This is a genomic window from Mesorhizobium sp. 131-3-5 (assembly GCF_016756575.1).
GTDB lineage: Bacteria > Pseudomonadota > Alphaproteobacteria > Rhizobiales > Rhizobiaceae > Mesorhizobium > Mesorhizobium jarvisii.
The window spans coordinates 610,223-623,686 of record NZ_AP023255.1 but is presented as its reverse complement, the minus strand read 5'-3'; the positions used below and the strand labels follow the sequence as shown (position 1 = coordinate 623,686).

Sequence of the window (13,464 nt, the reverse complement as noted above, 5' to 3'; positions counted from 1 at the left end):
TGACGCCTTCTCCCCGAATTCCGTTCACAGCGTTGCCGTTTCCAATGCGCTGGCCGTTGATGTACCTGCCTTAGGGTAACTTTCAGAAACACGTCTGCCGGGTGGTGCGACCAAGCATCACACCACCCGCTCCGGCATCGATCTGTCGAGCGGCGACATCGCACGACGTCGGCGTGGTACTGGTGCCCAATGTCGGCCGCCGGTTGGGCGTGGGTGGACGGCGCTGCAGGTACTTCCGGGGATGATGATGGCGGCCGCACCGCTCGATTGTAGCGGGGCGAGCGCGTGGAGAGACGATTTGCGAGATACCGCGAACAACCTTACACTCGCCGTTGACGTCGGAGACCTCTACGAACATAAACGCGACAACGTTTTCAGCTTGCCGCGCCTACGAGCCGGAGTCCCTCGCCATCCTAGGCCAGCGAGCCTTCGCCCGACTCATCAACTTGGAAGGCCCCGATCTCCCTCCGAGGAACCCGAACGATATTGCGGTCATAGCCCACCCCAGAGGAGGCATGGGCAACCTCTGGAGGTACCTGCCGCATCGACCATCGGTTGGAATAAAAGAACTGCTCGGTTCCAAGAAACAGTGGCGACATAGATATCCATGGAACCGTGATCAGTCCCTCCGCCAATAATTTTGAGAGCACGGCACCGCTACCATACGCGCCGACTACGAAAGTGCCGTTGATCTCCTCTTTAATCGCGTGGAAGTAGGCGAGGATAGGGCCATCGATCTGCGTAGCCGGATAGTCCAAATCGACGGCGAAAAAAATCGTACTGCCTCTATCTTTCGGCTGGCCGACGCGCTTTGCGAACCCCATAGCACTCCTTGCATTTGCAGTACCGATCGAGCTCGAGAAATTGGAAATATGGCGGCTGCTGTCCTGGAAAATCGGTAGAATTCCGAAACCGTGCCCAGAAAGTAGTTTGGCCTCCACTGATGTGATGGTTTTTGGCCTCGCGGAACTCGCGTAATACCGAATGACCGTGGTCACCGCCGATCTTCGCAAGAAAGTGAGAAATTTCCGGCCTGCCGCATTGTTGAGACTGACGCTGACATCCGCTGCGGACCATCCGTCCGCCTTCGCGAAGTCTTCATGATAGGGCATGGGCTTTCCCGCTACAAAGGGCACCGCCGACTTCGCTCCGCTGACGAAATCTGCGGTATTCACATATTCAACGAGCGTGCTGCTCCTTCTGGCTGAATGTAACGTCTGGCATACGGATCAGAGCAAGACGCGCAGGTAGTAAGGTGAGTCGCTCGGCGGCCCGAAGCGGCCGAAAACCTGCGCGATAGTGGACAGCGTATCCTTGTTTGACAGATTCAGGCACGCCTTCAGCAATGTTGAGGTGACGGCGAAACTGCCAGGGCTTCCACCATCGAAAACGGCAAGGCAGGTTAAAGATAAATAGATTTTCGCGGAGTCGGATTGATCCAGGATGAAGCAATTGAATGCAGTCGGTTCGCCGTATCTGCTCAGATAGACACTGATGGGCTTCGCCAGATCGACGCCTGCTTTGTCGTCGTCGACAGCATCGGCGCAAATTGACGCGAGGGTACTTGGCAAATCCGCAACGGCCATCGTGCGGTTCAGGGTCGTCGAAGCCGTGGCGGCCTCCACCTGGTTCGGCACCATTTGCATGGCATTCTGCCACTACTAGGATCCAAGTTCAGAATTGAGCCTTCGGACAGTTTCGGATCAAGCCTGAGCAAATCCTCTCCGCTTCGAGGGGGCCGCTGCTCTGGACGCCGATTACCAGGAAGAGGCCCGCAGTTGTTTCTGCGATCGAGTTCATAGTTGGTTTCTTATAGAAGCAGGGCCGGAGTTCGTCGGCACCGCTGTCAGCCGGACCTGATCTATGACGCCGGCGAGGTTTCTTCGAATGGACACCGTGGGTTGGTGCGCTGCTGCTTTCGAGACCAATCATGAGGATCAGACCTGGGGCGTGATGTCTTGTTGTGGGGTCGAGCCGCCGTTAAAGAAGTTCTTGGCATTCATAAACTGCTCGGTCGCGTTCTTATTCACGATCTCCTGGAAGTTTTTGTAATCGGGGCCGCCGTTGCGGATCCGGCGAGTCTGAACGATATTGGTGACCTCGTTATAACTTATGTCGACGTTGACGTATCGTGTCGACGCACAAGAAGATTTCAGATCAAGGAAGTACTCATTGAACTTGACTTGTCGCAGAACAATTGCTCCGTAGTCGTAATATCCGCCTGCCCCGTTATCGAGAAGGTAGCTTTGGTAGGTGCATGTCAGAGCCTTGTACTGCTGCGATTTGCTGTTGGCACTGAAGGTCAGGTTGCCCATCTCAGTGAGGAAGGACTCGAAATCCGTTAGCAGAGACGCCCCGTCAGTGACCATCGCCTTCGCGATCAAGGAGAGGAACGTGGCTGAGACGGAGGTGCCAGCAAACTTGTTTGAGTAACCTTTCTGTTTTTGCCCTCCCATCGAAAGGTCGGGAATGTTGCCCACAACATTCGTCCAGGTGTTGATGTCAAGTTTTTCCGCATCAACCTTAGGATAATGGGTATGCATGTAGTCGTGAATGAGTCCTCCTATAGCGAGAAGGTTGTCCTGATTTTCTTTCATGATGCCGCTGTACGCCGGGTCATCGGGTTTCTGACCAATGAGGTGAAACTGTACTGTTCCTTGATCGTTGGCGATCGTGTCGTCACTGGGGCGCGCAGCACCTGGCTGGGCCAAAAGAAGGGACTTGGCGCCGAAAAACGTGCTCGCCGCCTCATAGTTCTTGTCCGAATAGCTCTGTTCATGCCCTTGAAAATGCGCTGCGACCGCGTTCAACATGCTTATCTTCCTTTTCTGAGCGTTGCTGTAAAAGCCGCAAAGTGCCTGGAGCGGGTAAACGCTTGAGTATCAGGTAATCTTTGCGTGTCTTCACTGGCTGTATACCAGTTTGTTTCGATCCCCACCTTTGCGTCAGGCAGACCTTTCTCTGCGCGCCGCCATTTTGCGATAGCGCAGCGGCGAGAGCCCATGGATCGCCTTGAACGCCGTGGAGAAATTGTTGCTGTTTTCGTAGCCTAAGGATTCAGCGACCTCGGCCACGCTTTCATGCCCGCTTCGCAAGCGGGCGGCAGCCTCCATCATCCGATAGTGCCGTAGCCAGGTCATAGGCCCGCAGCCAAAGGCAGCCTCGAAGCGGTTGACGAGCGTTGTCTTGTTAGTCCCGGCTATGCGCGCCAGTTCGCTGAGGGCGATCTGCTGATCGACTCGCTGTGCCAGCAGATCGCACGCCTTCTGAACGAGGGGGTCGGCTGAGAAGAATAGCGGTGCAGAACGCCGCGCGATCTGGGCGACGCAGGCGATCAGTCTGCTTACAACTTCCTGCTCGATCAGTGGCCACAACAGGTAATCGGAATACCCGTCGGAGAAAACCGCCTCTCGGTCCAGCCTGTCTTCGGAAACCAGGGCTAGTTGCACCAGCCCGGAAGAGAGCTTCGCATGACCGTACCCATGTTGCTCCGGTTCGCGGCAATCGATGATGACGATTTGCGCGCAGTGCCCCAACCGCAACAAACGGTGCTCAAGGATATCGATCTGCCGCGCTTCGTTGGGCAGATTGCCGAAGATCCGAGAACTCGCAATTTGTGCCAAACACTTACCTGCCAAAGGGTCCGGGCCAAGATACGCGGCCAGAATCGATGCATGCACCACACCCTGCCTGCGAAGGCCTTGACGCGGCCGAACGGCGGTCGAAGAAGGAGGGTCTTGGGTTGTGTAGTTGGCTGTAAGTGTGAATACCTTCTTCACAGCAGATGCTCGCTCGAAGTCAGCGCGCGTCGGTTTCACTGAGTTGGGACAGCGGAACCAGCATCACGTCCGATGGACGAGGGGAGTAATCAACTGGCTCGGTCCTGAAGATAGTGCCAGACCTCGATCGCATCACGCTTCTTCCCTTGGCGAAGCATCAGCCGTTTGCCCTCTCATTGTCGATGGACGCGCCAACTCTGTTCCCGCCGCCGCTGCGGCGGCAATCTTGTGGCGCAGCCAGTGATGTTCTGGGTCGCGATGGCAACGCTCGTGCCAAATCAGCCCAACCTCGTAAGGCGATAGTTCCACCGGCGGATCGACAATCGCCAGGGGGAGCAAGGCGGCGATCCGTGTCGCGACGCGGTGTGGTACAATCAGCACCAGATCAGTCGCCGCGATGGCGACAGCGGCCGTCAAGAGGTTGGAAACCAGCACCGGATCGCGATCTCGGAGGTGTAAATTTGCCAGATCGTCATGCACCCGTCCGAAGCCGCCCTTCGAATCCGAGTCAACGGCAGCGTGGCGCAGGGCAGCGAAGGCCTCGATCGTCCATTCCTGCGCCAGGGCTGGGTGGTCGCAACGTAGCAGGCAGGCGAAGCGATCAGTATAGAGCCTGCGCCGAAAGAAGCCCGGTGGCGTGCCACCGGTCTGCCCAACGGCCAGATCGATCTCACCTTGTTCAAGCCGCCGGAGCGCGCCAGTTAGAAAGGAGCCGGTGACGATGTCGAGATTAGGCGCGTGCTCGCGCAGCAGGGGTAGGAGAGGCGGCAGCAAGATCAGGGCTTGGTGGTCGGGTATCGCCATTATCTTCTTTGATCGCCATTCCCCCTGGCGGTTCACGATCCCGCGGAGCGCATCCAACACCGGCGGCAGCATTCGGGCCAACCGTTCGGCCTGCGGCGTCGGGACCAAGCCGCCCGAGCCGCGAACCAAGAGGTCGTCATTGAAAATGCCACGCAGCCTTGTCAACGCTCGGCTCATCGACGGTTGGCTCAAGCGCACGTGCCGAGCCGCATGCGTGACGTTGCGGTGCTCCAGCAGCGCCTCAAGAGACACCAGTAAATTCAGGTCAATGGATGCCAACATTTGCTGTGGCCGTGGGGCGCGAGCGCCCTCGACTATCGGTCGTGGCCGCTCACGCGTGTTTGAAGAAAGCTGCCGACTGCAAGAGAGCTCACCCATGTCTTTTTCCTCTTGTTTTAATGTGGAATGTGCTCACGCTACGTCTTGAGATCTGGCGTGCGGTGTAGGTCGATGCTGCTTAGCCCATCAGCAATGTCGCCAACCTGGTGGTCGACATATTCAATACACGGGGTCTCGTCAGCGAAGCGATGACAGTCGAATACTCGACGCCGACGGAGCCGAGGACGAGAGCCCTCTTGCGCGGATCGGCCAAACTAGTTTGATGTGTGACCGCAGCCGCGAGTTCTTCGCTCCCGTGCCAGCATAATCGGCTACAACCCAACTGGGTGGTTGGCCTGCGGTCATCGCCATCCACCACAGCACATTAACCACGCCTCGGCGAGGCCGGAATGCTGCCCTGATTCAATTGGTCGCGATCAGCCTCATGCTGGCAAGTCCGCCGCCTCGAGCTTGGCGAGAAAGCCGTCGCACCATCGATAGACATCATGCCCGATGAGACTGTGCTTCATTGCCTTCCAACGGTCTTTCCGTTCGTCTGGCGACATGCGAAATGCCTGTTCCGTGGAGACCGCCACAGCCTCTGGGTCATAGGGATTGACAAGCACCGCTCCCTCCAATTCGCCAGCGGCGCCGGCAAATTGCGAGAGCACGAGGACGCCTGGATTGCTTGGGTCTTGCGCAGCCACGTATTCCTTCGCCACCAGATTCATGCCGTCGCGGAGCGGCGTCACCAGGCCAACGCGTGCCAGTCGATAGAGGCCGGCCAGTTGCAGCGGGCCATGGGAACGATTGGTGTAGTGTACTGGTACCCAATCGATGGTTCCAAGTTCCCCATTGACACTTCCCACCAGTTCGGCGATGCGCTTTTGCAGCGCCAGATAGGCCGGTATTTCCCCGCGGGATTTCGGGGTAATCTGCAGCAGTAGCGTCTTGCGGACGCGATGGCTGTTACGATCAAGGAAATGGCGAAACGCCACGATGCGCTGATCGATGCCCTTGGAATAATCCAATCGGTCGACACCAATGGCGACGTCACAGCCAGCAGTCCTCTTGTAAGCTTCCTGCAGATCCCCGTCGCGCGTCGCTAGCTCTGCGAGGCTCTCGAACTTGGCCGTGTCGATACCGATTGGAAAAACCCCGCAGCGAAACTCCCGCCCTTTGACCAGGCAGCTACGGTCTTTCATGAGACGCCCTAAGTTTCGGCGGCGTAGACATTCGGCGAAGTTGTCAAGATCGTCGTCGGTTTGAAAGCCGACAAGGTCATAGAACGAAAGCGCTTCCAGTAATTCTTCGCAGAGCGGCACGGTGGCGAGGATGTCCGCCGGCGGCCATGGTATGTGCAGGAAAAAGCCGATCCGGTTGCGGCAGCCGCGTTCGCGCAGTTCTTTCCCTAGAGGGATCAGGTGATAATCCTGCACCCATATGACGTCGTCCTCGCGGTGGAGCGGCATCAAAGACTCTGCGAAGAGTCGGTTGACGCGGTAGTATCCTGACTTTCTAGCGTCGTTGTATTCGGCGAGGTCGACACGGCAGTGGAAGACCGGCCAAAGAACCCTGTTGGCGAAGCCGTAGTAATATTCGTCCAGATCCTTCTGCGAGAGATCCGCAAGGGCATAGGTGATGCCGTTGGCCTCCTGCATGGTCGGTGACACCTGGTTCTTCTCGGTTTTCACCTTCCCCGACCAGCCCATCCAAAGCCCGCCTCGTTGCTGGAGCGCGGCGTTCAGCGCAATGGCCATCCCGCCCGGGGGCAGTGACCCGTGCTCGTCGGGCAACGCAACCCTGTTGGAGACAATGACCAGTCTGCCGTCTCCACCGTCCCCAACACTCATAATGTTTTTCATGGTCACTCCTGTTGCCTGTCAGCTTTTGGCTTCGATCTCTGCCAAGTTAGTGACGGTCATCAGGTGGGACAATCTCATTAGGCGTATGGTAGAATAGCGCACACAAATAGGCACTAAGCGGGACAGGAACTGATCTCGCAAAGCTTCGGTTTTTGGATCATGTTTCTCCTAAGTTTTTAACCGAGAGCGTGGACCCGATTCCCTACGACCACTAGTTTGGCAGACCGGCGCCCCCGGCTCGCGATGAGCGCATCAACCTCCCAATTTTCCCCGCCCGCGCTCTTGTAACCGTCGGCGTGGGTTGGGTGTCGGTCAAAGCCGAAATACAACGCCGCGACCCCGACCATTTGGCCAGACACGCTTTCATTGGCTGCGATCGGCGGCGGATGCGCCTGGTGCCTCAAACCTGGCCGGCTGACCGAACGGATTGCCTTCCTGCGCAAGCTGGAAATCGACCTTCATCTGGCGGGCATCGATCAACACCGGTGCGGTTGTGCCCTCGACGATTTGAAGAAGCTCTCGGCATCACCGGAAGGAAAGCCAACTGGGCAAACTCTTCGGGAACTCGGCCGCGTCGAGCGGTCGCTCTCCATGATCGAATGCTATTCGAGTCCCGCATTGCGCCGGCGATCTCAGGCCCGGTCGTCCTTGATGGCGCTCAGAGCAACGGCTATGTGAAACGCGGTCGCAAACCCGGCAGGCCGCCGGTTCCACCCGGCCTGAGCAAGCACCCACTCAGGCGTCCCTACCGGAAGTCGGGTGCGCCGTTCGCGGACGTCGATCTGCGGCTGACGGAGAGTGACAAGAATCCTATCGCTGACGTCGTCACGATGCTTAGCGATCCCGCTGCAGCCGGCCCCGGCCAACGAAGCTAGTTCATAGCGGCGGCTCTCTAAGCCGAGGGGTGCCTGACTGAACGGTACCTGGTCGGGCTGGCAATCCCGACCAGGTGACGCCCGATCGGGCTCTCTCGTTGTGGCCGTCCCCACGGCCATGCAACATTTCAACTTTGCTGGCGCCCGACACATCGGCCGAGCGCTAGCCGCCCTGCGTCGAACTGCGCCTGGTCAATCAAGAACAGCGCGAAAGCGGTTACAGGGGGGCATGTCGCGATGCGTTCGTTCGCAGATAGTGCAGTGTTCTGCAAGTCAGCAGCTCCTATGTCGAGATGGCAGCGCCTCGCGGTAGCGCGGGTTCTGCGGGCCGCATCGACCGCCGCGCCTCGCCAGATCGAGCGGCGTAGAGCCTCCAACATTGGGTTCGCGGTGCCGCAGTCCTAGCCAGCGAAGGTCGTGTTCGTCATCCCCGCGGTTCGCGTGCATCCGCCGCTGGCCCATCTAATGCGCCTCGCCCCCGCGGACAGCAAACAGCGAAGCCGCCATGGCCGCGAAATCTCGCAATGTCAGCTTGATTCCAGGTCCCACCCTCCACTTTTGCGAGGTGATCCGTGCAGGTGCCGGTGGATCATTTCTCACCGAGTTTCAGCCTTTGCTAGGGCCTCCTGCCCTCCCTGCTGCGCGTCACTCTACCCTGCTCGCATCGCTTCACCTCACGCGGGAAACAATGTCGTTACGGGCATCCTGTGCGGCAAATGGCACAGCGATAAGACAGAACGCAGAACGCCATAATGGCGTCCGCCAAGCAATGGGCCTCGAGGATGCGGAGGCTTCGGTCAGCCATGAGTTCGATTCCTGCAAGCGGGCCGGCTCTTTAACCAGCCTTCCCTCGCGCTCACGCGCCGGCACTTTCGCCACGGTTACCTCCGGTGTGGAGAAGTTGCATGTCGCAATCCGCTGTCGGTCAGGGACTGGCACGGCGCGTTCCGGGCCTGACACCGTCAAGCTCGGAGGGCATTCCTAGTCAAGTGGTTGCAGTTCCAGTCGGCTTTATGAAGTCGGTGACCGGCCTAAGAAGCTTCCTGATCCCCGCACTGCGACATTATTCCTGACCCGCTCAATTGGATCAGGCTACCCTAACAAAAAGACTCGGCACAATCTGGGTGCCGGGTCTTTAAGGTCACATGTGATTGGGTAGGTGATGTGACGCTTCTTGGCTACGCCCCGCATGATTAACGAGCCGTTAACTGCGCGGCATTCCTCAGCTTCTATTCGGCGAGAAGAGCGACCACATAGGTCTCTTGGCGCCGGGACTAACCCATATGTCCCGGACAATGTGCCGGCGTTATTGCGTTCATGGGTCACTGGATGACGATTTCGCCGTTTAGGGTGTCAGTCACGAGGGCGCGCTGCATTTGCGTTCGCAAGCTGTCCCATCAGCGAGATGTAATGGCGGAATTTCCTATCTAGGAATCAATGCCCGACCGCACAAACGGGAGTCTGCTTCCGATTTGCTGCCGCCTTCGCCGCGATCTTCGCCATCCGGCTGATTGCCGCCGCAAGCCTGCGCGTGCCATGGCTCGACAGGTCAGAAACTCGGGACGGCTTATGGATGATGCTGGGGACACATTGGCAAGGCTTGTGGTAACCCTATTGCAGAGTCAACCGGGCCAGGGTGACGCAATCAGGGGCTCTCGCATACAACCGGTGTTTGGTTACTCCCGGATCATCTTCGATTTAAATCAAATTCGTCTAAGGATATTGACGATTGCGCGACCCTCACCTCGTAGACGGCTAACGCGGGCGGCAACTGAGAGGGTAAAATGACAAGCGATTTTTCCGCCGCGCGAGTGCATCTAGATCGAGCGTATCATTATCTGCGAGGTGATGACCCGATGAGCCGGAGGGGGCGCGAAGCCTTGGATTTGCTAATTGAGGCAGTTGCCGGCGAGGAGTTCAAGCAGCCGAGCCAAAACGCGGACGTGCTAATGTTTCCGATTGGGCGTCGCTTCTGAGGCGATCTCCAAGGTGGCAATCATGAACGCCCGTCAAGGCATGAGCCGAGTCGGCAATCGAATGGGAGTCCGAGGCCTATCGCTCACAAACTTCGGAATTTCGCTGCGCCTATTGTCATCGGCGGCAGCTATTCCGGAATGACCGCCGCCCAGCAGTTCCGCCGCGCCCGCGCTAGGTTCCTGGTGATCGACGCCGGGTTGCGGCCGAACGCTTTTTCCAGCCATTTGCCTGCCTTCCTGTCCCAGGACGGCGTCGATCCGGCCGAGACCAGGAACGGTCGCCTGAGCAGCTTTCGCGCTACGCGACCCCCTTGTACGACGGAACGGCCGAACGGGTGAGGAGCCGCGACGGTTTCGGCTCCTACTACCCGACGGCCTCCGCGGAGAGCCGTCGAGTTGTCGCTGCCGGCGTTTCAGATGCGCTGCCAAGGTCAATGGGCTGGCTGAGATATGGGGAAACAGCGTTCCACGGACCCTGATGTATGACTGTGAACTCTATCGGGACGGTTCGGCGTGGGTTGCTGCCGATCCTGCTCGGTCCACCAGGCACTTCGTCTGTCCGAATGAGACCGCTGCTTTGCGCTGCGGGGCGAATGCCCATTTTTCCATAATCATTGCATATATCAGTGCTAGGAAGGTCCGAATTGGAAACGAAAACAATGGGGCGAGGCTTATGATGTTGAGCCGTAGCCGAGGCAAATCGCCTGCACAGCTTTTCCGCTATCTGTCGGCCAAGTGGCCGACGGCCTTCAATCCGAAAGCGCCCAGGCCGCTCAAGATCGGCATCCATCATGACATTCGCGTGCTTGACGGCGAACTGTCTGATGATGAATTGAGGAGAGCCCTGCTGGCGTATACCAAGATGGCCAAATACTTGGCGAGACTGGATGCCGGCGCCGCACGGATTGATCTCGATGGCAAGCCGGCCGGCGTGGTCTCGGATGCGGACGCCGCGACCGCCAAGGCTTTGCTTTGCTCCCGCAAGGACAAACAAAAGGGCAAGCAAACGCCGGAGCCAAGGGTTGAGCCTCAAGCGCCACCCAAACCAAAACCGAAGCGAACCGCCGTGTTCAAGGCGAAGAATACGGCCGACAGCCCGACCGGCATAATCGTTGAGACGAAGCGTCGCCGGTCATTCCGAAAGCCGATGACTTGATCGCCGCTGAGCGATAGCTCGCGCCGACCGGGACAGCCCTCAGGGTCGGAGCACATGGCGCCCTGCGCCAATCCGAATTGCCGCGATCGCAATGGAGTTGCCGCATTCGCGCTGGCGAAACGGAGTGGTCGGTCAACCCTTCTTCGGGATGAACGAAGGCCGGAGGCTATTCCGAGGGTCGTTCTGGCCACCGCCGCGACCTCTATCGTTCGGGATGGCAGTTAGGTCGATGCCCCCCAGATTGACTGTGGCCGCTTCACGAGCCCACGCTTCTGTTTGATCTCGACGGCAAGGGGCCGCTGCTGCCTCATGCTCTCGGCGACTTGGGGAGGTGCGAACATTATCTAGGCCGATTGCACGTTTTCGCCACCGCTCCCTCATACTCATGAAAGGGTTCGAATCGTTGATTGTCTTCGAAGCCCCGACGCCAGCGGCTCTCCGCCGTATCCGTGCCCGCGCTCGCTTCTAGTCCAGCTTTCACGACCAGCGCTACTACGGCCATACGGTCGGTGTACGCGCCGAACATTTCCGGCCGGATCCGACTTCAAGGAAAAGGGCGGCATCGCTGCCGCCCTCGAGATTGTTGAGGTGCGTGGACCTTAGAAATCCATGCCGCCCATACCACCCATGCCGCCGCCAGCCATGCCGGCAGGCATGCCGCCGCCAGCCGCCTCCTTCTTCGGAGCCTCCGCGATCATGGCTTCGGTGGTGACCAGCAGGCCGGCGACCGAGGCCGCGTCCTGGAGAGCCGTGCGAACGACCTTGACCGGATCGACGATACCCATGGCGATCATGTCGCCATATTCGCCGGTCTGGGCGTTGTAGCCGAAGGTCGCGCCCTTGTTCTCGAGGATCTTGCCGGCAACGATCGATGCTTCCGCACCGGCGTTGGCCGCGATCTGGCGGGCCGGGGCCTGCAGCGCGCGACGCACGATGTTGATGCCGGCGGTCTGGTCGGAGTTGACGCCGACAGCCTTGATGCTCAGCGAAGCGCGCAGCAGAGCGACGCCGCCGCCGGGAACGATGCCTTCTTCGACGGCCGCACGGGTCGCGTTGAGGGCGTCATCGACGCGGTCCTTCTTTTCCTTGACTTCGATCTCGGTCGCACCGCCGACGCGGATGACGGCAACGCCGCCCGCCAGCTTGGCCAGACGTTCCTGCAGCTTCTCCTTGTCGTAGTCCGAGGTGGTCTCTTCGATCTGCTGCTTGATCTGGGCGACGCGGCCCTGGATCTCTTCCTTCTTGCCGGCACCGTCTACGATGGTGGTGTTCTCCCTGGAGATCGACACCTTCTTGGCGCGGCCGAGCATGTCAAGGCCGACGTTCTCGAGCTTGATGCCGAGGTCTTCCGAGATGACCTGGCCACCGGTGAGGATGGCGATGTCTTCCAGCATGGCCTTGCGGCGATCACCGAAGCCCGGCGCCTTGACGGCGGCGATCTTCAGACCGCCACGCAGCTTGTTGACGACCAGCGTGGCCAGGGCCTCGCCTTCGACGTCTTCCGAGATGATGAGCAGCGGCTTGGAGGTCTGCACGACGGCTTCGAGAACCGGCAGCATCGCCTGCAGGTTGGAGAGCTTCTTCTCGTGGAGCAGGATGTAGGCGTCCTCGAGATCGGCAACCATCTTGTCGGCGTTGGTGACGAAGTAGGGCGAGAGGTAGCCGCGGTCGAACTGCATGCCTTCGACGACTTCGAGTTCGGTCTCGGCGGTCTTGGCTTCCTCAACCGTGATGACGCCTTCGTTGCCGACCTTCTGCATCGCTTCTGCGATCATCTTGCCGACCGACTCGTCGCCATTGCCGGCGATTGTGCCGACCTGGGCAACCTCTTCCGAGGTCTTGATCTTCGTGGCGTTCTTGATCAGCGTCGAGACGACGTCGCTAACCGCGAGGTCGATGCCGCGCTTCAGGTCCATCGGGTTCATGCCGGCAGCAACAGCCTTGTGGCCTTCCTGGACGATCGACTGCGCCAGAACGGTCGCGGTCGTGGTGCCGTCGCCGGCGATGTCGTTGGTCTTCGAAGCAACTTCGCGGACCATCTGCGCGCCCATGTTTTCGAACTTGTCTTCAAGCTCGATTTCCTTGGCGACGGTGACGCCGTCCTTGGTGATGCGCGGGGCGCCGAACGACTTGTCGATGACGACGTTGCGGCCCTTGGGACCGAGCGTCACCTTCACCGCGTCGGCGAGGATGTTGACACCGCGCAGCATGCGCTCGCGGGCGTCACGGGAGAATTTTACGTCTTTGGCAGCCATTTTGTACTCCTGGGCATTTCGCCCGAAATTCAGATTGGATGGTACGGATGAAAGGCAGCGGCGTGTTAGCCGATGATGCCCATGATGTCGGCTTCCTTCATGATCAGAAGGTCTTCGCCATTGAGCTTGACTTCGGTGCCCGACCACTTGCCGAACAGGATGCGGTCGCCGGCCTTGACGTCCAGCGGGACGAGCTTGCCAGCTTCGTCGCGGGCGCCCGAGCCGACAGCGATGATCTCGCCTTCCTGCGGCTTTTCCTTCGCCGTATCCGGGATGATGATCCCGCCGGCGGTCTTGGATTCGGATTCGACCCGGCGAACGACCACGCGGTCATGAAGCGGGCGGAACTTCGACTTTGCCATTTTGGATATCCCTGGTGCGGAGGTTGAACGGTTCTTCGTTGCCGAAGCCTGGGTTAGCACTCGCCAGTGGGGAG

General features: G+C 59.1%; 10 protein-coding genes and 1 pseudogene. 3 read left to right on the top strand and 8 right to left on the bottom strand.

The window, feature by feature from the left end:
• Positions 1 to 413 precede the first annotated feature (413 nt).
• The 6 genes from JG747_RS35425 to JG747_RS35400 form a co-directional block, all read right to left on the bottom strand.
• Positions 414 to 1,112: a glycoside hydrolase domain-containing protein gene (locus tag JG747_RS35425; RefSeq protein ID WP_199201372.1), complete on the bottom strand. Its 699-nt coding sequence runs from the start codon at positions 1,110 to 1,112 to the stop codon at positions 414 to 416.
• 117 nt (positions 1,113 to 1,229) lie between these two features.
• Positions 1,230 to 1,646: a glutamate acetyltransferase gene (locus tag JG747_RS35420; protein WP_244748472.1), complete on the bottom strand. Its 417-nt coding sequence runs from the start codon at positions 1,644 to 1,646 to the stop codon at positions 1,230 to 1,232.
• A 291-nt stretch (positions 1,647 to 1,937) separates the two neighbouring features.
• Positions 1,938 to 2,813: a hypothetical protein gene (locus JG747_RS35415; RefSeq protein ID WP_199201371.1), complete on the bottom strand. Its 876-nt coding sequence runs from the start codon at positions 2,811 to 2,813 to the stop codon at positions 1,938 to 1,940.
• 132 nt (positions 2,814 to 2,945) lie between these two features.
• Entirely contained in the window at positions 2,946 to 3,680 is a 735-nt protein-coding gene (locus tag JG747_RS35410; RefSeq protein WP_199201597.1) for a helix-turn-helix domain-containing protein, read from the bottom strand.
• A gap of 231 nt (positions 3,681 to 3,911) precedes the next feature.
• Entirely contained in the window at positions 3,912 to 4,865 is a 954-nt protein-coding gene (locus JG747_RS35405) for a LysR family transcriptional regulator (protein WP_244748471.1), read from the bottom strand.
• A 479-nt stretch (positions 4,866 to 5,344) separates the two neighbouring features.
• Positions 5,345 to 6,766 carry an alpha,alpha-trehalose-phosphate synthase (UDP-forming) gene (locus JG747_RS35400; RefSeq protein WP_244748470.1) on the bottom strand — a complete coding sequence of 474 codons (1,422 nt, stop codon included), beginning with the start codon at positions 6,764 to 6,766 and terminating at the stop codon, positions 5,345 to 5,347.
• 466 nt (positions 6,767 to 7,232) lie between these two features.
• Here JG747_RS35400 and JG747_RS35395 point away from each other — a divergent pair.
• From JG747_RS35395 to JG747_RS35390, 3 genes and pseudogenes are all read left to right on the top strand, one after another.
• Positions 7,233 to 7,405: pseudogene (locus tag JG747_RS35395) on the top strand (Tn3 family transposase); the annotation flags it as partial.
• A gap of 2,020 nt (positions 7,406 to 9,425) precedes the next feature.
• On the top strand, positions 9,426 to 9,617 hold the full coding sequence (locus tag JG747_RS37440) for a hypothetical protein (RefSeq protein ID WP_244748469.1): 192 nt from the start codon (positions 9,426 to 9,428) through the stop codon (positions 9,615 to 9,617).
• 478 nt (positions 9,618 to 10,095) lie between these two features.
• Complete coding sequence (locus JG747_RS35390) at positions 10,096 to 10,773, top strand: ProQ/FINO family protein (RefSeq protein WP_244748468.1); 678 nt, start codon at positions 10,096 to 10,098, stop codon at positions 10,771 to 10,773.
• 599 nt (positions 10,774 to 11,372) lie between these two features.
• Here JG747_RS35390 and groL read toward each other — a convergent pair.
• Positions 11,373 to 13,028, bottom strand: coding sequence for a chaperonin GroEL (gene groL, locus JG747_RS35385; RefSeq protein WP_199201369.1), 1,656 nt, complete (start codon positions 13,026 to 13,028; stop codon positions 11,373 to 11,375).
• A gap of 65 nt (positions 13,029 to 13,093) precedes the next feature.
• Positions 13,094 to 13,390: a co-chaperone GroES gene (groES, locus tag JG747_RS35380; RefSeq protein WP_006333965.1), complete on the bottom strand. Its 297-nt coding sequence runs from the start codon at positions 13,388 to 13,390 to the stop codon at positions 13,094 to 13,096.
• Between the last annotated feature and the right edge of the window lie 74 nt (positions 13,391 to 13,464).